Origin of the sequence: Streptomyces tagetis, from assembly GCF_018069565.1 — a bacterium.
Classification (GTDB): Bacteria; Actinomycetota; Actinomycetes; order Streptomycetales; family Streptomycetaceae; genus Streptomyces; species Streptomyces tagetis.
The window spans coordinates 522,304-539,974 of record NZ_JAGPNL010000001.1; the positions used below are offsets into that span (position 1 = coordinate 522,304).

Sequence of the window (17,671 nt, forward strand, 5' to 3'; positions counted from 1 at the left end):
ACGAGAACGACCCCGCCGGGGCGCGGGCGTGCCCGCCGCGGGCTCGGCGCGGGTGGGGGCGGTGACCCCGGGTGCGGCGCCGGTGCGGAGGGCGACCTCGGGTGCGCAGCCGGTGCGGTGGGCGACCCCGAGGGCGCCCGGTCGCCCACCCCGCGCCTGCCGAGGCCGGCCCCCGTGGAAGACTGGGCGGTATGCGACGGCTGTTCCCTGTGACCGATCGGACCGATCGGACCGATCAGAGTGTGGAGCCCGCGGCCGGGGAGGACCGGGAGTGGGATCTCGGTGAGCTGGCCGACTTCTACGCGTACCCCGGGCCGGAGGAGCGCGGCGGGGCCCCGGCGTGGCTGCGGGCCAACATGGTCACCACGCTCGACGGCGCCGGGCAGCACGACGGCCGTTCGCAGCCCATCTCCAGCGCCGCCGACATGCGGGTCTTCGGCACGCTGCGGGCCCTCGCCGACGTGGTGATCGCCGGGGCCGAGACCGTACGCCAGGAGGGGTACCGGCCGGCCCGCGCGCGGGCCGAGTTCGCCGAGCGGCGCCGGGCCGCGGGGCAGGAGCCCGCCCCCGTGATCGCCGTGGTCAGCGCCAGTCTGGACCTGGACTTCACGCTGCCGCTGTTCACCTCCCCGCTGACGCCCACCCTCGTGCTGACCGGTGCCGCCGCGGCCCCCGCCCGGATCGCCGCCGCCGAACGGTCGGGCGCCCGCGTGGTGATCGCCGGCGACGGCGTCGGCGTGGACCCCGCCCGCGCGGTCGCCGCGCTCGCCGGCCTCGGCCACACCCGGCTGCTGACCGAGGGCGGCCCGCGCCTGCTGGGACAGTTCGTCGCCGCCGGCGTCCTCGACGAGCTGTGCCTCACCGTCTCCCCGTTGCTCACCGCGGGCGACGCGCAGCGGATCGCGGGCGGACCCCCGGTGCGGGTGCCCCGGCGCCTCGCACTGGCGTCCCTTTTGGAGGAGGAAGGTTTCCTCTTCAGTCGCTACCGACGCGACTGACCACGCGACCGGACCGGGGCCCGACCGCGACCCGACCGCGACCCCACCGTGATCGGACGGGTGTTCGGGGCGTACCGCAGAGCTGGTAATCGGCGGAATCAACCGTTCCGTTTAGCCAGCGCCGGGCAGACTGAAACCGGCAGCACCCGTGCGATCACGGGGCAGGATGGTTTCCGCAGGGTCCCGTACGGCCCACGGAGGGTGGGCCCGCGAGGGCCCTCGAAGGAGAAGGGGCGCCTGGTGTTCACAAGCGTACTGATGATCGAGAAGGCCCTGACGTCCGCCGACGTGGAGTTCGTCACCACCTTGCACGGGGACGAGCCGGTCACGTTCCGCGTGCTGCTCCAGCCGCGCGGCGACCAGGCGGACCGGCTGCTGCGGGCCATCGACGACGTCGCCCTCGGCGAACTGGACGACGCCGTCCGCGAGGGCGAGACGCCCGAGGGACAGGAGGCGCAGGGCATCGGCCGCCGGGCCCTGGAGGTCTCCCTGACCGCGCTGCGCGCCGCCGGTGCCGAGGCCGAGGGACGCCTCGTCGAGGACCACCCCCTGGACGGGCTCCGCTCCCTGGTCGAGGAGACCGGCGCCGACGAGGTGATCGTGCTGACCGACCCGCACTACGTGGAGGAGTTCTTCCACCGCGACTGGGCCTCCCGGGCCCGCCACAAGGTCGGTGTGCCGGTCCTGAAACTCTTCTCCCACAGCAAGGCATAGGCTGGGCCCGCGCTCCCGGCACCGGGAGCGCGCCCACGCCGTACCCGGCCGTCGGCGCGTCCGCCGCCGACACCACCGTCGCACCTCTGGGGAGAACAGCGCATGGCACCCGGCCTTCCGTCCGCCATGGACCGACCGCACTTCATCGGCATCGGCGGCGCCGGGATGTCGGGCATCGCCAAGATCCTCGCCCAGCGCGGCGCCGCGGTGGCGGGCAGCGACGCGAAGGACTCGGCGACCGCCGAGGCCCTGCGCGCCCTCGGCGCCACGGTCCACGTCGGGCACGCCGCGGAGCACCTCGCCGACGACGCGAGCTGCGTGGTCGTCTCGTCGGCGATCCGCGAGGACAACCCCGAGCTGGTCCGCGCGGCCGAACTGGGCCTGCCCGTGATCCACCGCTCCGACGCCCTCGCCGCCCTGATGGAGGGCCTGCGCCCGCTCGCCGTCGCCGGCACGCACGGCAAGACCACCACCACCTCGATGCTGGCGGTCTCCCTGACCGAGCTGGGCCGCTCCCCCTCCTACGCCATCGGCGGCGACCTGGACGCCCCCGGCTCCAACGCCCTGGACGGCGCGGGCGAGATCTTCGTGGCCGAGGCGGACGAGAGCGACCGCAGCTTCCACCGGTACGCGCCCGAGGTCGCCATCGTCCTCAACGTGGAACTCGACCACCACGCCAACTACGCCTCCATGGACGAGATCTACGAGTCCTTCGAGACCTTCGCCGCCAGGATCGTCCCCGGCGGCACCCTGGTCATCGCCGCCGACCACGAGGGCGCCCGGGAGCTGACCCGGCGCCTGGCCGGCTCGGTGCGGACGGTGACGTACGGGGAGGCCGAGGACGCCGACGTCCGCATCCTCTCGGTCGTCCCGCAGGGGCTGAAGAGCCAGGTCACCGTCGTGATGGACGGCACCGAGCTGACCTTCGCGCTCTCCGTCCCCGGCCGCCACTACGCGCACAACGCGGTGGCCGCCCTCGCCGCCGGCGCCGCCCTCGGCATCCCCGCCGCCGAGCTGGCCCCGGCGCTCGCCGCGTACACCGGCGTCAAGCGGCGCCTCCAGCTCAAGGGCGAGGCCGCCGGGGTCCAGGTCGTCGACTCCTACGCCCACCACCCGACCGAGATGACCGCCGACCTGGAGGCGATGCGCGGCGCGGTCGGCGACGCCCGCATCCTCGTCCTCTTCCAGCCGCACCTCTTCTCCCGCACCCAGGAGCTGGGCAAGGAGATGGGGCAGGCCCTCGCGCTGGCCGACGCCTCCGTCGTCCTCGACATCTATCCCGCCCGCGAGGACCCCATCCCCGGCGTCACCAGCGAACTGATCATCGAGGCGGCCCGCGCCGCCGGCGCCGACGTCACCCCGGTCCACGACCGGGAGGAGGCCCCCGCCGTGGTCGCGGGAATGGCGAAGGCGGGCGATCTCGTTCTCACCATGGGAGCGGGCGATGTCACCGACCTCGGCCCGCGCATCCTGGACCGGTTGCCGAACCGGTAGCACGCACGCACACCGCGGAACGAGGGGCTGAGGGCTCATGCCGTACGACGTCGAGAAGCCGGACGAGCAGTGGCGCGCGGAACTGTCGCCGTCCGAGTACGCCGTCCTGCGCCAGGCCGGCACGGAACCCGCCTTCACCGGCGAGTACACCGACACCACCACCGAGGGCGTCTACTCCTGCCGCGCCTGCGGCGCGGAGCTGTTCACCTCGCGGACGAAGTTCGCCTCCCACTGCGGCTGGCCCTCCTTCTTCGACCCGAAGGAGACCGACGCGGTGGAACTGCTGGAGGACCGCTCCCACGGCATGGTCCGCACCGAGGTGCGCTGCGCCCGCTGCGGCTCCCACCTGGGGCACGTCTTCGAGGGGGAGGGCTACGCCACCCCCACCGACCAGCGGTACTGCATCAACAGCGTCTCCCTGCGGCTGACCCCCGCGGAGGGCTGACACCCCGGTCCGGGGGCCGTCGCGCCCCCGGCCGGACGCGGCCGGTGTCCCGTCGGTGCCCGGCCGGAGGCGGGCCGGCCGGTGAGCCGGGCCGGTGACGCACCGCGGCCGGGCCGGTGACGTCCGGAAATCGCCGGTATGAAAAGCCGGAGAGCGGGAACGAGTCGCCCCAGGCACCGGGCCCCGCGACACCGCCGACCGCACCCAGGACGGCAAAGGCCCCACCGACCACGGCCGGAGCGGGCAGCTTCTGCCAGACCCGAAGGGCGTTCGGCGTTTTGATACGGATGGAATCGGTCACCAAGCGGTACCCGGACGGCACGGTGGCGGTGGACCGGCTGTCGCTCGACATACCCGACCGGGCGATCACCGTCCTCGTCGGCCCCTCGGGATGCGGCAAGACGACCACGCTCCGCATGATCAACCGCATGGTCGAGCCCACCGAGGGCACCATCCTCCTCGACGGCGAGGACCTCCAGCGACTGCCCGTCACCACCCTGCGCCGCTCCATGGGCTACGTGATCCAGAACGCGGGCCTGTTCCAGCACCGCACCATCCTCGACAACATCGCCACCGTGCCCCGCCTCCTCGGCTGGGGCAAGGCGCGGTCGAGGGAGCGCGCCGCCGAGCTGATGGGACGCGTCGGACTCGACGCCTCCCTCGCCGGCCGCTACCCCTACCAGCTCTCCGGAGGACAGCAGCAGCGCGTCGGCGTGGCACGGGCACTCGCCGCCGACCCGCCGGTCCTCCTCATGGACGAGCCGTTCTCCGCCGTCGACCCGGTGGTGCGCAAGGGACTCCAGGACGAACTCCTGCGCATCCAGGACGAACTCGGCAAGACCATCGTCTTCGTCACCCACGACATCGACGAGGCCGTCAAACTCGGCACCATGGTCGCCGTGATGCGCACCGGCGGCCGGCTCGCCCAGTTCGCCTCGCCCGCCGACCTGCTCTCCGACCCCGCCGACGCCTTCGTCGAGGACTTCCTCGGCGCCGACCGCGGCGTACGTCGGCTCTCCTTCTTCCCCTCGGCCGGGCTGGAGCTGGTCACCGACGCCGTCGTCCCCCTCGACGCCCCCGCCGCGCGCCTCGCCGCCTCCGGCGCCCCGTACCTGCTCGTCACCGACCCCGACGGCCGCCCCCTCGGCTGGGGCGAGCCGCGCGACCTGATCGCCGGGGCCATCGTGCCGGAGGGGCTGCTGCCCTACGGGCGGCCCTTCGTCCCCGGCACCGACTCCCTGCGCGCCGCCCTCGACTGCGCGGTGCTCTCGCCCACCGGCTGGGCCGTCGCCGTGGACGCCGACGGCAGGGTGAGCGGCGTCGTCTCCCAGCAGGCCATCGGCGAGGCGATCCGCAGCGCCCACGCCGCCGGCCGGGGCGATGTCGCCGAGGTAGCCGAGGTCGCCCCGTGAGCGGCTTCTTCGACATCCCGAGCGACCTTCAGCACAGCTACCTCGGCCTGATCGGCCTCCACCTGCGCGAGGCCCTGCTGCCGGTCCTGGCGGGGCTGCTGCTCGCCCTGCCGACCGCCCAGCTCTGCGCCCGCCTGCGGTGGCTCTACCCGCCCGTGCTCGGCGTGACGACGGTCTTCTACGCCATCCCCTCGCTCGCCGTCTTCGTGATCCTCATCGACTACACCGGCCAGACCGAGCTGACGGTGATGATCCCCCTCGCGCTCTACAGCCTCGTGGTGCTGGTCCCCGCGATCGTGGACGGGGTCCGCTCGGTGCCGCCGGAGACCCTGGCCGCCGCCACCGCCATGGGCTTCGGACCGGCCCGCCGCTGGTTCCAGGTGCAGTTGCCGATCGCCGTGCCCGCGATCCTCGCCGGGCTCCGGGTGGCCACCGCGTCGAGCATCTCCCTGGTCAGCGTCGGCGCCCTCATCGGCAACCAGGGCGCCCTGGGCAACCTGCTCGCCGACGCCCAGCGCTACGACCGGCCCGAACTCGCCCTCAACTCCGTGCTCACCACCGCCGTCCTCGCCATCGTCTGCGACGCGCTGCTGGTCCTCGCCCGGAACCTGCTGACCCCGTGGATGCCGCGCGGCACGCGCGCCTCGGCGAAGACCGCGCGGCGCCCCGAGCCGTCCGAACCGGAAGGCGCCCTGCGGTGAACGTCCTGACCTACGTCCACGCCTTCTTCGCCGACGGCGCCCACTGGCAGGGCTACGACGGCATACCGCGGCGCCTGCTGGAACACATCGGGTACACGCTGCTGGCGCTCGGCCTCGCCGCCGCCGTCGGACTCCCGGCCGGCCTGCTCACCGGGCACACCGGCCGCGGCGGCAACGCCGTCGCCTTCGTCGCCACCGCCGCCCGCGCCCTGCCCAGCTTCGGCCTGCTGGTGCTCATCGCGGTCGGCATCGGCATCGGCCTGCTGCCCGTGATGGTGCCGCTGGTCCTCCTCGCCATCCCGCCGATCCTCGTCACCACGTACGAGGCGGTCCGCTCCGTCGACCCCTCCCCGGTGGACGCGGCGCGCGGCCTCGGCATGCCCGAGGCGGGGATACTCTTCCGCGTCGAACTCCCGGCCGCCCTGCCGCTGGTCCTCAGCGGAGTGCGCTCGGCCGCCATCCAGGTCGTCTCCACCGCCACCATCGCCGCCTACGTCAGCCTCGGCGGACTCGGCCGGTACATCATCGACGGGCTCTACCAGCGCGACTACGAGAAGGTGGCCGGCGGCGCCGCCCTGGTCGCCCTGCTGGCACTGGCCACCCTCGCCCTGTTCTGGGGCGCGGGCAGGCTGGCGGTCTCACCGGGGGTGCGGCGGCGCTGAGCGGCACGCGCCGGCAGGAGGCGAAGAAACCGTGACACGGCGGCACTTGACTGACCGACGAGCGGCGGGTTGGGATCGACGGATGACTTCTACCGCGAAGAACAGCAGGTCCAGGACGAGGCACACCGGCGTGGCGGCCGTCGCGCTCACCGCCGCGGCGGCGCTGCTCGCGGGCTGTTCCTCCTCCGGCGGGACCGCCGACAACCCCCTGGCGGAGGAGAAGGCGGAGAAGGGGACCGTCGTCGTCGGTTCCAACAACTTCGCCGAGAGCACCCTGCTCGCCGACATCTACGGCGAGGCGCTCAAGGCCAAGGGCCTCAAGGTCGCCTACAAGCACAACATCGGCAGCCGCGAGACGACGTACGGGCTGATGAAGAACGGCTCCGTCACCGTCCTGCCGGAGTACAACGGCTCGCTGCTCGCCTACCTCGACTCCGCCGCCGGACAGGAGTCCGCCGAGGCGGTGACCACCGCCGTCAAGGAGAAGCTCGACTCCCGGCTGACCCTGCTGGAGTCCTCGCCGGCCGAGAACAAGGACTCGGTCGCCGTCAACGCGGCCACCGCCAAGAAGTACCGGCTGACCGCCGACTCCACCCTCGCCGACCTCAAGGAGGCCGCGCCGGACCTGGTGATCGGCGGCTCGCCCGAGTTCCAGACCCGCCGTCAGGGCCTCGACGGGCTCCGGTCCGTGTACGGGCTGCGGTTCGACTCCTTCAAGGCGCTCGACGCGGGCGGACCGCTCACCCAGTCGGCGCTGGCCAGGAACACGGTGCAGGCGGCGGACATCTTCACCACCGACCCCACCATCGTCAAGGAGGGCTTCGTCGTCCTCCAGGACCCGGAGAACCTCTTCGGCTTCGCCAACGTCACCCCGCTGGTCGCCAAGGAGAACCTTCCCGAGGAGGGCGTCGAGGCGCTGAACGCGGTCTCCGCCAAGCTGGACACCGCGACCCTGCGCGAGCTGGACGCCCGGGTCCAGTTGGAGAAGAAGGACCCCCTGGACGTGGCCAAGGCGTGGCTCGCCTCGGCCGGACTGGACTGATCCCAGGGGGCCGGTACGCCGCTCAGGACGCCGTGGCCCCGGCCGCGGCGTCGATGAGCCGGTCGATCAGGGCGATGAGCACGTCCCGGCACGAGGCCCGCTCCCGCGCGTCGAACATCAGCACCTGGACGTGGTCCGGCAGCGCCAGGGCCTCGCGGATGTCCTCGGCCGGGTACGGGTGTTCGCCGTGGAAGCCGTTGACGCCGACGACGAAGGGGATGCCCCGCCGTTCGAAGAAGTCTATGGCGGCGAAGCTCGTCTCGGGCCGGCGCACGTCGACCAGGACCACCGCGCCGAGCGCGCCGATCGCCAGGTCGTTCCACATGAACCAGAACCGCTGCTGGCCGGGGGTGCCGAACAGGTAGAGCACCAGTTCCCGGCCGATGGTGATCCGGCCGAAGTCCAGGGCCACGGTGGTGGCGCGCTTCTCCTCGATGCCGGCCAGGTCGTCGACGTCGAGGCCGGCCGCGGTCAGCGGTTCCTCGGTGCGCAGCGGGGATATCTCGCTCACCGACCCGACCATGGTGGTCTTGCCGACGCCGAAACCCCCGGCGATCAGGATCTTGACGGTGTCGGGCGCGGGCGCCGGAGCGGCGCGGTCAGAGCCGGCCAAGGCCGTCCCTCACTTTCTGCAGCAGGTCCAGGTCCGGGGTGGTGCGCGAGACGGAGTGCGGCGGCCGGGCGGTGATCCGGCCGGCCTCCAGCAGATCGCAGAGCAGGATGACGACCACGCTCACCGGCAGGTCCAGCCGGGCCGCGACCTCGGCCACGGCGACCGGCTCGGCGCAGAGCTTCAGAATGCGCTGGTGCTCGGGTTGCGGCCGGGCCGCCCGCGCGGGCTGCGGTTCGACCGCGGTCACCGTGGTGATGAGGGTGAAGTCGGCGCGGCTGGGCCGGGTCCGTCCGCCGGTCAGGGTGAACGGCCGGACGAGCCGGCCCCCCGCGTCGCCTCCGGTCACGTCACTCGCCGGGGCCGACGGTGGCCCGCGGTGCCGCGCTCAGGTGCTCGCCGATCTTCTTCACCAGCATGTTCATCTGGTACGCCACCACACCGACGTCGGCGCCGGGCCCGGTGAGCACCACGAGGTGCGCGCCGGGCCCGGCGGTGGTGAGGATCAGGTAGCCGCCCGCCATCTCGATCAGCGCCTGGCGCACCGGCCCGCCCCGGAAGTCCATGCTGACGCCCTTGCTGAGGCTCATCAGACCGGAGGCGGTGGCCGCGAGGCGCTCGGCGTCGTCGCGCGGGAACCCGGTGGACTTGCTGACGACCAGCCCGTCCTCGGAGAGCACCACGGCCTGGTTCACATCGGCGACCCGCTCCACGAGTCCGGTGAGCAACTGGTCGAGCTGGGTGTGCGTGGCGGGGGTGGGTCGTGTCATGGAGAGTCCTTCATCTGCGGTCGTGCGGTCGGCGCGAATGTGTCGGTCAGTGGTCGGCGGAGGGGAGCGGGGGATCGGTGGGGGAGAGGGCGGCGGCCGGGGGGAGGGTGTGCTCGCCGGATTCGTCGTCGCGCGCCCGGAACGTGCCGCGCTGGAAGCCGCCCAGTGAGGAGGCGGCGTGTTCCGCGGTGAACTCGGGCCCGCCGGCCGAGGCGGCGTCCGCGGCGGTGGCCGGGACCTCCTCGCGCAGTTCGGCGGCGAGACTGGTCTGCGGCACCCGGCGGGGCAGCGGGGCCAGGCCGCCCGGCGCGGCGACGGTCGCCGCCGGGGCCGGTGCCGTGGGGGCGGGGACGGCGGGGCGGGGTGTCCGCGCCGCCTCGGGGGCCGTCGTGCCGGACCGGGCGGGCCGGGGCACGGGCGCCGGGTCGTTCCCGGCGGGCCGGTCGAGCCGGGCCGAGGTCTCCCCGGCCGGCGCGGTGGCGCGCGGCTCGCGCACCACGATGTCGTGCGGGACGAGCACGATGGCGGTGGTCCCGCCGTACGGAGAGGGGCGCAGCGTCACGGTGATGCCGTGCCGGTGCGCGAGCCGGGCCACCACGAACATGCCGAGCCGCAGGTCGTCGGCGAGGGCCACCACGTCGAACTGCGGGACCACCGCCAACTGGTCGTTGAACGAGGCGTAGTCCTCGTCGGACAGGCCCAGTCCGCGGTCCTCGATCTCGACGGCGAGGCCCCGGGCGACCATCGCGGCCCGGACGCCGACCGGCTGCGGGGCGGGGGAGTAGGCGGTCGCGTTGTCGATCAGCTCGGCCAGCAGGTGGATGACGTCGGCCACCGCGGGCGGGGCGAGCGCCACCTCCTCGTCGGTGTGCACCTCCACCCGCTGGTACTCGGCGACCTCGCCGACCGCGCTGCGCAGGATGTCCACGAGCGCGACCGGGTCCCGCCAACTGCGCCGGGGCTGCTCGCCGCTGATGATGACGAGGTTCTCCTCGTAGCGGCGCAACTGGCTCGCGGTGGAGTCCAGTTCGTACAGGCCCTTGAGCACCTCGGGGTCGGTGTGCTCGCGTTCCAGGGCGTCCAGCTTGGCGAGCTGCACGTTGACGAGGTTCTGGCTCTGCCGGGCGATGCCGAGGATGACCTTCTGGAAACCGCGCCGGGTGTCGGCGAGTTCGACGGCGGTGTGCACGGCGGTGCGCTGGGCGGTGTTGAACGCCTGGGCGACCTGGCCGAGTTCGTCGTGGCCGTAGTCGAGCGGCGGGGTCGCCGACTCCACGTCGACCTTCTCGCCGCGGTCCAGCCGGGCCACCACGTCGGGCAGCCGCTCCTCGGCCAGGCTCAGGGTGGCGAGCCGCAGCCCGCGCAGCCGGCGGGAGAGCGAGCGGGTGATCCGCCAGGACATCAGGACGCAGACCAGCAGGCCGAAGAGCCCGCCCGCGCTGACCGCGGCGGCCTTGACCAGCAGGGAGTGCGCCTCGTCGGCGCTGCGGCCGAGCAGGCCGGAGGTCTGCTCCCGGATGAGCTGCGCGTACTGCTCGGAGACCTTGTCCAGCGCGGCGGACCACCGCTTCTGGGCGTCGGGCAGGTCGATGAGCCCCTCCCCGCCCTCGGCGCGGGCCGCGAGGACCTCGTCCTCCACGGTGTGCAGGGCCTGCCACTCGGGGCTGCGCAGGATGCGCTCGGTCTGCGTCTTCGCGCTGCCGCGCAGCGAGGGCACGATCTGGTCCTGGACGAGCCAGCGCCGGGTGTGGACGAGCTGGGCGAACTGCGCCCACTCCTCCTCCTCGAACTGTCCCGAGGACCAGCCCAGGGTGAGCGCGGCGTCCTCCTGGGACACCAGTTCGGCCGCGTGCGCGAGGGCGACCAGCGGTCCGGCCTGGGAGGTGAGGTCGCCGTTGTCGACCTGGGACAGCTCCTGGAAGGCGTGGATCTGCTCGTCGATGATCGACGTGTACTGGCCGAGCGCCTGCTGCGCGGTGATGTCGGTCGGGTCGTCCACCTGGTCGCGGTAGTACTCCAGGCTGCCGACGGCGCCGAGCACCGAGTACAGCCGGTCCGAGACGCGGGCCGGGGCCTTGTTGATCGTCTCGGGGCGGCCCGCGAGCTGGGCGACGGCGACGTCCGTGCGGCGGCGCTGCGCGTCCAGCGCGTCCCGGGTCTTCTCCGGGGAGGCCAGCCAGGCGGCGGAGAGGCTGCGCTCGCGTTGCAGGGCGAGGGCGGCCTCGGTGCCCATGGCACCGGTGGACCGGCTCAGTTCGGTCTGCGAGCGCAGTTGCAGACCCTCCGAGAACATCTGGATCGTCGTCACGCCCCACACGGCGGCGAGGGTGACGCCGGGAACCAGCGCCAGGAGGATCAGCGAGAGGCGTATGGAGCCGAGACGGCGCCGGGAACCTGTCCGTGCAGACATCGTCGTCCTAGGCGGTCAGCGGGAGGGGGCGGCGGGCGCGCGCGGGATGCGCGAGCGGCGCGGAACACGCCGGTGCGCGCTCGGTGCGCGCGCCGGAGGGTGGTGCGTCCGCGTGCGGTACGGCCGTACGGGGGGTGTGCGGCGCGTCCGCGGGGGGTGCGAGGGGGGCGGGCATGTCGGGGCGGGGCCGGGGCGCGCGGCCGGGGGGCCGGGTCACCGGGTGCCGTTGGCGGCGAAGCGCGCGATGGCGTCGACGTTCGTCCGGGTCACGAAGGCGGGACCGGTCAGGACGGGGGCGACTCCGCCGCCGCTGACGTTGCCGTTGGCGTGGTAGAGCCAGAGCCCGTCCACCGCCAGGTAGCCCTGGAGGTACGGCTGCTGGTCCACCGCGAACTGCACGTCCCCGCGCTTGACGGCGGCGACCAGGTCGGCGTCGAGGTCGAAGGTGGCGACGCGGGCCCCGGTGCCCGCCGAGCGGACCGACTTGACGGCGGTGAGGGCGTACTGGGCGCCGTTCGTGACCACCCGGTCGATGCTGGAGTCCTGCCGCAGCCGCGCGGTGACGGCGGTGTCGACCGCCTTCATGTCGGTGCCCTCGACGTAGAGCATCTCGGTCTCGCCCTCGAAGGTCTTCTTCAGCCCGGCGCAGCGGGCCTCCAGGGCGACGTTGCCGCGCTCGTGGATGACGCACAGGGTGTGGGTGGCCTTGAGGTCGTTGAGCTTCTCGCCGACGGCACGGCCCGCGACGCTCTCGTCCTGCCCGAAGTACTCCAGCAGCCCGGCGGGCCGCCAGGCGTCTATCCCGGAGTTGAGGCCGACCACGGGGATGCCGGCGGCCTTCGCCTCGGCCACCGGCGCCCGCATCGCCTGCGGTTTGGCCAGGGTGACGGCGATGCCGTCGGCCTTGTCGCGGATGGCGTCCCGCACCAGGTCGGCCTGGGCGGTGCTGTCGGCGTCGCCCGCGAAGGTCAGCTCCACGCCGTCCTTGGCCGCCGCCGCCTCCGCGCCCCTGCGCACCAGGTCCCAGAAGGCGTCGCCCTTGCCGCCGTGGGTGATCACGGCGATCTTCAGGCGTCCGGAGCCGGAACCGCCCGCGGAGCCGGAGCGGTCCCCGTCCGCGCCGAACGCGGAGCAGCCCGCGGCCAGCAGGCAGAGGGCCGCGGCCAGGGCCACCGCGCGCAGACGCCCGGGGAAGTGGGAAGGCGGTGGGGTTGTCCTCATGGTGGTCGCGGCACCTCGCTGTGCGGCCCGGCGGGAGGGACCGGGGCGGGGGCGCCGGTCTGCGTGGCGCCACGCCGGCCCGGCTGAATCTCGTCTGGCCGGAGCAAACCGTGTGTGACGGCCGGTAGTCAAGTGATCGGCGACCTGGTGTGAGTTGTCGGTGCCGCATTGTGATGCGGGAGGGGCGGGCGGAAGCGTCCCGTCCGAGTGGGTGCGCGCCGGCGGAAATGCCTGTCCCAGGGCGCGTGTTGCGGTGGCGCGGGCTCCGCCGTCCGGGCCCGGCGGACGGGTGCCGGCGGGTGCCGGGGCGTGGGCGGGGCCGGGTGTCCGGGATGTGGACGGTCGGCGCCGGGGCGAGTGCCGGGCGGGGGAGTGCGCGCCGGGGCCCGCACGGAGGAGGCCGGGCGCGGTGCGTACGCCGTCCCCTGTCCGTGCCCGTCCGCGCCGGGTCCGCTCCGGTGTCACCTCGGCGGCGCACGCGGTGCGCGCCCGGATCGCGCCGGATCGCACGACAACGCGTCGGCTCACGCCGGATCACGCCGGATCACGCCGGATCGTACGGGGTTCGGGGACACGGTTGGTGACGGGGCGTGTTCTTTCCGTACCGGATTCCGTGCCGTCGCCCGGTGTGCGGCTCGCCCGCGGGGGCGAGTTCGAGCCGGACCGCGTCTCGAAGTCGCCCCCGGGCGGGAGTTCAGGCGGGTTCGCCCGCCCGGTGGCCCGGCGCCCTCGCCGGGAGCGCCGCGGCCCGCTTCTCCCGGGCGCGGCGGCGGCGCCCCACGCGCGGCTCCTGGTCGGGCAGCCACCCGAAGACCAGGCAACTGCCGACGCAGCCGAGGAACAGGCCCACGAGGAAGCCGCCCAGGTTCGAGGTGACCCAGGTCCCCAGCGAGGCGAGGACGCCGACCAGGGAGTAGAAGAGGCGCTGCGAGGGGGCGGCGAGGACGAGGACTCCGCACAGCAGCATCAGGACCGGCAGGACGTACCCGGCCACGCCCTGCATGCCGATGTGCAGCACGACCTTCAGGGACGCCTTCATGGTGAGGAGCACCTCGGCACCGCCGAGCGCGAGCAGCAGCCCGCCCCAGAAGGGCCGCCCGTGCCGCCAGCGGCGGAAGGCGGCGCGCGGGCCGGCCGGCCGGTCGCCGGACATCAGCAGGCCGATCCGCTGAAGCGCATCTTCAGTCCGGGCAGCTTGAACACCCCGGCGGTGGTGGCGTAGTTGGTCTGCCGCAGGCTCTTGATGCGCACGGTGTCGGCCTGCTGGCTGAAGACGCCCCTCGGACCGTGGCCCCGGGGTCCGGCCTTGTCCAGCGTGGAGGCGTCGTTGCCGATCTCGATGTTGTCGAAGGAGGCGTCGCCGGACAACTCGGTGGAGTCGGTGGTCAGGTCGGTCGCGGAGACCCGGGTGCCCCCGCCGCCGGCCGTGATGAGCAGGTTGGTGCCGCCCAGGTCGACGCTCTGGCACAGGCTCGTGAGCTTGGCGCTCTTGATCACGGAGGTGACGACGAGCACCTGGCCGCCGGTGTCCCCCTCGTTGGGGCTGCCCTCGGCCATGGTGTCGAGCCCGCCGAACTGGGCGAAGCCGGTGCCGTCGAGTTCGGTCGCGGTGACGGTGAAGGGCATGCCGGAGATGGCGAACTGCACGCCCAGCGCGCCCTGGGCGGTCAGGACCGCGAGAGCGGCGGTGACGGCGGCGGCCGGCACCGCCATCACCGCCGCCCGGCGCGGTCTGACCCGGCCGCGCCGGGCGGGGGCGGGGGTGGTGCCGGCGGACGGGGTGGCGTCCGGGGACGAGGCCATGTCTGCTCCCAGGGGCAAGATGCGGATGGGCTTCGGCGGCACGGTGTCCTGGCGCGGACAGCGGACGGGGCGCACGTCTCCCGGCACCTCCCGGCGGGGTTGCAGGGGGCGTTCACGTTACGCACCAGTAGCCAATTCGGAAGTTACCGGTGGTTACAGCAGGGGTCAAGCAGGTTGTGCGAAAAGTGTGACCACGGTGTGCCGCCGCTCGCCCGTCCGGCGCGTGCGGCCTTCGGCCGGTATCCGACACACCGTCATCTGCACGTGTTTCCACGGTAGTTGTGCTGACCAGCGGCTGCTGTCCGGGCCCTTGACGGCGTAGTGACAAACGGTCTACAAACGTCCCCGTTCCCCGGGTCCGTGGCGCCGGACCCGTTCTCCGCGGCACCGCCGCGTTCCCGGCCCCTGCCCCGCCCGCGTGCGGGGCACCGCCCTCTCCCGGCCCGTCCGGGACCCTCGCGCATCGGCCCGGCCGCACCCCGCGGCCGGCCCCGCACCGCTTCACCGAACCCCCCGTTTGAGAAGAGGAAGCCGCATGCGTACTCGTACCCTGCTCACCCTCACCGCGGCCGTCGCCGCCTTCGCCCTCCCCGCGGCCCTGCCCGCCGCCGCGGCCGACACCCCGGTCCTCACCACCGGTGGCGCCGGCGGCACCCCCGTCGCCACCGGTGCCACCCTGACCGCCCCCCTGGCGAGCGGCACCACCGCCACCTTCCGCTCCAGCGCCACCGGCACCTCCGGCGTCTCCTGCACCTCCTCGCGGTTCACCGTGGTCGTCAACGACAACCCGCCCGCCCCCGGCACCGCGACCGAGACGCTCACCGGCCACACCTTCGACAGCGCGAGCTGCACCAGCAACGTCACCGGCGTGCTCGGCGTCAACGGCATCGTCGTGAACAACCTCCCCTACACCACCACCGTCTCCTCCGCCGGAGCCGTCGCCGTCACCCCGCCGAGCGGCTCCGCCGTCCGCACCACGGTCACCCTGCGCACCCTCCTCGGCGGCATCTCCTGCGTCTACGAGGCCCCCGGCCTCACCGGCACCGCGAACAACGCCACCAACGGGATCTCCTTCGCCAACCAGCACTTCACCAAGGTCTCCGGCTCCGCGCTCTGCTTCTCCGACGGCTACTTCACCGCCGCCTACGCCCCGGTCACCGACGGTTCGGGGGTGGTCCACGTCAACTGACCGGGCCCGCAACCACGACGCGGCGGACCGGCCGGGGCGGCGCGCGCCCCGGCCGGCCCGCCGTGCGCCCCCGCCCGGCCCAAGCAGGGGGCAGGGCCAAGGATCTGACGGTGAGTTATCGTGTACAGGGGGTTAAGACAGACGGCATGGCCTGTTGAGTTCCAGCCCAGGAGTGTTCAGCCGATGGCGAGGCAGCTACGCGCCGAGCAGACCCGCGCGACGATCCTCGGGGCCGCCGCCGACCTGTTCGACCGGCAGGGCTACGAGTCGACCAGCCTCAGCGAGATCGTGGCGCACGCGGGGGTCACCAAGGGCGCCCTCTACTTCCACTTCGCGGCGAAGGAAGACCTCGCCCACGCCATCATGGAACTCCAGTCCAGGACCTCCCGCCGGCTGGCGACGGAACTGGACGGCCGCGGCTACACCTCGCTGGAGACGCTGATGCGGCTCACCTTCGGCATGGCCCGCCTCTCCGCCGAGGGACCGGTCCTGCGCGCCGGGCTGCGCCTGGCCACCGGGGGAGTGGCCGTCCGCCCGCCGCTGCCGCACCCCTTCACGGAGTGGCTGGACATCACCTCCGCGCGGCTGCTCGACGCCATGCGACAGTCCGACCTGCACCCGGACGTCGACGTCGACTCCGTCGCCCACACCCTCGTCTGCTCCTTCGTCGGCACCCGCGTGGTCGGCCGCACCCTGGAACCGGCCGCCCGGCAGCCGCGCCGGATGGCCGAGATGTGGCACGTCCTCATCCGCGGACTGGTCCCGGTGCCCCGCCGCGCCCGCTACCTCACCCTCGCCGCCCGGCTGGAGCGGGAGACGGGCCTGGTGTAGCGGCGGGGGCCGGGGGACGCGGGGCCCGGCCGGCCCGGCCGACCGCGCCGGGGCGGCGGGGCGGCGGGGTACGGTGAGGCGCATGCCCGACCTCCCGTCCGCGCCCGTCATCGTCGCCGACGCGCCCGGCGCCTTCCCTCACGGTGTGCTGGCCGAACGGCACCCCGCCGTCATCCGGCAGGTCCGCGACGCCTTCCCCTACGGCCCCGAGGTCCACCGCGCCCTCGACGCGCTCCTGGAGAGCTGTACGCACGGCACGATCGGCGCCCTGCCCGAGGGCGCCCACGACGCGCGGCGCTGGGCGGGCTGGGGTCTGGACGAGTACACCGGCCGCTCCTGGTTCGAGGTGCCCTGGCTGTGGGCCGAGAGCTACTTCTACCGCCTCCTCCTCGACGCCGTCGGCTACTTCGGGCCCGGCCCCTGGCAGGGCGTCGACCCCTTCCGCCCCGCCAAACTCGCCGAACTGGACGCGCCGGAGACCGCGGAGGAACTCGCCGCCCTCGACGCGCTCGACGACCTGCCGCCCGACGAGCGGACCCGGGCCCTGCTCCACGGCTCGCTGTGGGGCAACCGCGCCGACCTCGGCTTCCGCCTCTCCGGCGACGCCGAGAGCGAGGGCGGCGACGACACCGACGGCACCCGGGGCGGCGGGGGCACCGACGACGTCCCCGCCCTGGTCGCCGACGACGGCGCCCGGCTCCTCGCCCTGCTGCCGCCCGACGGCACCGGCACCCTCTGCCTGATCGCCGACAACGCCGGCCGCGAACTCGTCCCCGACCTGCTCCTCCTCTCCCACCTGCTGGAACACGGCCGCATCGGCCGCGCCGAACTCCAGCTCAAGCCGTACCCGTACTACGTCTCCGACGCCACGACCGCCGATCTGCTCGACGCGCTGCGGCGGCTGGTCTCGGCGGGCGGCGCGGCGGCCGGGCACGGCCGGCGGCTCTGGGCCGCGCTCACCGACGGCCGCGTCACCCTCCGCGCGCACCCCTTCTCCTGCGCCCCGCTGCCCTACGCCGACCTCCCCGGCGACCTGCGCGCCGCCTGCGCGGCGGCCACCGTCACCGTCCTCAAGGGCGACCTCAACTACCGCCGCCTGGTGGGCGACCGGTGGTGGCCGCCGACCACCCCCTTCGCCGACGTCACCGCCCACTTCCCCGGCCCGGTCGCCGCCCTGCGCATCCTGAAGTCCGACGTGATCACCGGCCTGGACCCGCGGACCGAGGCGGCCCTCGTCGCCCGGGAGGGGCAGCGCTGGCGGACCGGCGGCACCCGCGCCCTGATCCAGCTCGGCGGCCCACCGCACCGCACCTGAGGAGACCAAGTCGGCGAAAGGTGCCCCGAATCGGCGTGATTCACGCGATGGTGT

18 protein-coding genes are annotated in these 17,671 nt (G+C 73.9%); 11 read left to right on the forward strand and 7 right to left on the reverse strand.

All coding sequences use genetic code 11. The annotated features are described in order from the left end of the window. Positions 1 to 191 precede the first annotated feature (191 nt). The 8 genes from J5Y05_RS02225 to J5Y05_RS02260 all read left to right on the forward strand — a co-directional run bounded on the left by J5Y05_RS02225 (position 192) and on the right by J5Y05_RS02260 (position 7,468). Complete coding sequence (locus tag J5Y05_RS02225) at positions 192 to 998, forward strand: pyrimidine reductase family protein (RefSeq protein ID WP_210868018.1); 807 nt, start codon at positions 192 to 194, stop codon at positions 996 to 998. Positions 999 to 1,238: 240 nt separating this feature from the next. Beyond that, positions 1,239 to 1,712 (forward strand): indole-3-glycerol phosphate synthase, encoded by a 474-nt coding sequence (locus J5Y05_RS02230; RefSeq protein ID WP_210868019.1) that lies wholly within the window; start codon positions 1,239 to 1,241, stop codon positions 1,710 to 1,712. A gap of 102 nt (positions 1,713 to 1,814) precedes the next feature. Further along, entirely contained in the window at positions 1,815 to 3,206 is a 1,392-nt protein-coding gene (murC, locus tag J5Y05_RS02235) for a UDP-N-acetylmuramate--L-alanine ligase (protein ID WP_210868020.1), read from the forward strand. Positions 3,207 to 3,243: 37 nt separating this feature from the next. Next, positions 3,244 to 3,651 carry a peptide-methionine (R)-S-oxide reductase MsrB gene (gene msrB / locus J5Y05_RS02240; RefSeq protein ID WP_210868021.1) on the forward strand — a complete coding sequence of 136 codons (408 nt, stop codon included), beginning with the start codon at positions 3,244 to 3,246 and terminating at the stop codon, positions 3,649 to 3,651. A gap of 278 nt (positions 3,652 to 3,929) precedes the next feature. Then, positions 3,930 to 5,063, forward strand: coding sequence for an ABC transporter ATP-binding protein (locus J5Y05_RS02245; RefSeq protein WP_210868022.1), 1,134 nt, complete (start codon positions 3,930 to 3,932; stop codon positions 5,061 to 5,063). Then, positions 5,060 to 5,764, forward strand: coding sequence for an ABC transporter permease (locus J5Y05_RS02250; RefSeq protein WP_210868023.1), 705 nt, complete (start codon positions 5,060 to 5,062; stop codon positions 5,762 to 5,764). Before J5Y05_RS02245 ends, J5Y05_RS02250 begins: the two co-directional genes overlap by 4 nt. Beyond that, positions 5,761 to 6,426 (forward strand): ABC transporter permease, encoded by a 666-nt coding sequence (locus J5Y05_RS02255; RefSeq protein ID WP_210868024.1) that lies wholly within the window; start codon positions 5,761 to 5,763, stop codon positions 6,424 to 6,426. Before J5Y05_RS02250 ends, J5Y05_RS02255 begins: the two co-directional genes overlap by 4 nt. Before the next feature lie 82 nt (positions 6,427 to 6,508). After that, positions 6,509 to 7,468 (forward strand): ABC transporter substrate-binding protein, encoded by a 960-nt coding sequence (locus J5Y05_RS02260; RefSeq protein WP_210868025.1) that lies wholly within the window; start codon positions 6,509 to 6,511, stop codon positions 7,466 to 7,468. Between the two features lie 22 nt (positions 7,469 to 7,490). On the opposite strand, the gene J5Y05_RS02265 is transcribed toward J5Y05_RS02260, so the two are convergent. The 7 genes from J5Y05_RS02265 to J5Y05_RS02295 all read right to left on the reverse strand — a co-directional run bounded on the left by J5Y05_RS02265 (position 7,491) and on the right by J5Y05_RS02295 (position 14,282). Further along, on the reverse strand, positions 7,491 to 8,081 hold the full coding sequence (locus J5Y05_RS02265) for a GTP-binding protein (RefSeq protein WP_210868026.1): 591 nt from the start codon (positions 8,079 to 8,081) through the stop codon (positions 7,491 to 7,493). Beyond that, positions 8,068 to 8,427 (reverse strand): DUF742 domain-containing protein, encoded by a 360-nt coding sequence (locus tag J5Y05_RS02270; protein ID WP_210868027.1) that lies wholly within the window; start codon positions 8,425 to 8,427, stop codon positions 8,068 to 8,070. Before J5Y05_RS02270 ends, J5Y05_RS02265 begins: the two co-directional genes overlap by 14 nt. A 1-nt stretch (position 8,428) precedes the next feature. Continuing rightward, positions 8,429 to 8,848: a roadblock/LC7 domain-containing protein gene (locus J5Y05_RS02275; RefSeq protein WP_030420739.1), complete on the reverse strand. Its 420-nt coding sequence runs from the start codon at positions 8,846 to 8,848 to the stop codon at positions 8,429 to 8,431. 46 nt (positions 8,849 to 8,894) lie between these two features. After that, positions 8,895 to 11,258, reverse strand: a complete 2,364-nt coding sequence (locus J5Y05_RS02280; protein WP_210868028.1) for a sensor histidine kinase — start codon at positions 11,256 to 11,258, stop codon at positions 8,895 to 8,897. A 213-nt stretch (positions 11,259 to 11,471) separates the two neighbouring features. Beyond that, entirely contained in the window at positions 11,472 to 12,479 is a 1,008-nt protein-coding gene (locus J5Y05_RS02285) for a substrate-binding domain-containing protein (RefSeq protein ID WP_210868029.1), read from the reverse strand. 694 nt (positions 12,480 to 13,173) lie between these two features. Then, positions 13,174 to 13,632 carry a DUF6114 domain-containing protein gene (locus tag J5Y05_RS02290; RefSeq protein WP_210868030.1) on the reverse strand — a complete coding sequence of 153 codons (459 nt, stop codon included), beginning with the start codon at positions 13,630 to 13,632 and terminating at the stop codon, positions 13,174 to 13,176. Then, positions 13,632 to 14,282 (reverse strand): DUF6230 family protein, encoded by a 651-nt coding sequence (locus tag J5Y05_RS02295; protein WP_210868031.1) that lies wholly within the window; start codon positions 14,280 to 14,282, stop codon positions 13,632 to 13,634. The genes J5Y05_RS02290 and J5Y05_RS02295 overlap by 1 nt, the downstream gene beginning before the upstream one ends. Before the next feature lie 535 nt (positions 14,283 to 14,817). Here J5Y05_RS02295 and J5Y05_RS02300 point away from each other — a divergent pair. From J5Y05_RS02300 to J5Y05_RS02310, 3 genes are all read left to right on the forward strand, one after another. Beyond that, entirely contained in the window at positions 14,818 to 15,471 is a 654-nt protein-coding gene (locus tag J5Y05_RS02300; protein ID WP_210868032.1) for a Tat pathway signal sequence domain protein, read from the forward strand. A gap of 183 nt (positions 15,472 to 15,654) precedes the next feature. After that, on the forward strand, positions 15,655 to 16,302 hold the full coding sequence (locus tag J5Y05_RS02305) for a ScbR family autoregulator-binding transcription factor (protein WP_210868033.1): 648 nt from the start codon (positions 15,655 to 15,657) through the stop codon (positions 16,300 to 16,302). Between the two features lie 82 nt (positions 16,303 to 16,384). Then, positions 16,385 to 17,617 (forward strand): damage-control phosphatase ARMT1 family protein, encoded by a 1,233-nt coding sequence (locus J5Y05_RS02310; protein WP_210868034.1) that lies wholly within the window; start codon positions 16,385 to 16,387, stop codon positions 17,615 to 17,617. Positions 17,618 to 17,671 lie beyond the last annotated feature (54 nt).

Coding starts and splice junctions, on each gene's coding strand:
- J5Y05_RS02225 (WP_210868018.1), top strand. CDS start 192: ATGCGACGGCTGTTCCCTGTGACCGATCGGACCGATCGGACCGATCAG.
- murC (WP_210868020.1), top strand. CDS start 1,815: ATGGCACCCGGCCTTCCGTCCGCCATGGACCGACCGCACTTCATCGGC.
- msrB (WP_210868021.1), top strand. CDS start 3,244: ATGCCGTACGACGTCGAGAAGCCGGACGAGCAGTGGCGCGCGGAACTG.
- J5Y05_RS02260 (WP_210868025.1), top strand. CDS start 6,509: ATGACTTCTACCGCGAAGAACAGCAGGTCCAGGACGAGGCACACCGGC.
- J5Y05_RS02275 (WP_030420739.1), bottom strand. CDS start 8,848: ATGACACGACCCACCCCCGCCACGCACACCCAGCTCGACCAGTTGCTC.
- J5Y05_RS02280 (WP_210868028.1), bottom strand. CDS start 11,258: ATGTCTGCACGGACAGGTTCCCGGCGCCGTCTCGGCTCCATACGCCTC.
- J5Y05_RS02285 (WP_210868029.1), bottom strand. CDS start 12,479: ATGAGGACAACCCCACCGCCTTCCCACTTCCCCGGGCGTCTGCGCGCG.
- J5Y05_RS02290 (WP_210868030.1), bottom strand. CDS start 13,632: ATGTCCGGCGACCGGCCGGCCGGCCCGCGCGCCGCCTTCCGCCGCTGG.
- J5Y05_RS02295 (WP_210868031.1), bottom strand. CDS start 14,282: ATGGCCTCGTCCCCGGACGCCACCCCGTCCGCCGGCACCACCCCCGCC.
- J5Y05_RS02300 (WP_210868032.1), top strand. CDS start 14,818: ATGCGTACTCGTACCCTGCTCACCCTCACCGCGGCCGTCGCCGCCTTC.
- J5Y05_RS02305 (WP_210868033.1), top strand. CDS start 15,655: ATGGCGAGGCAGCTACGCGCCGAGCAGACCCGCGCGACGATCCTCGGG.
- J5Y05_RS02310 (WP_210868034.1), top strand. CDS start 16,385: ATGCCCGACCTCCCGTCCGCGCCCGTCATCGTCGCCGACGCGCCCGGC.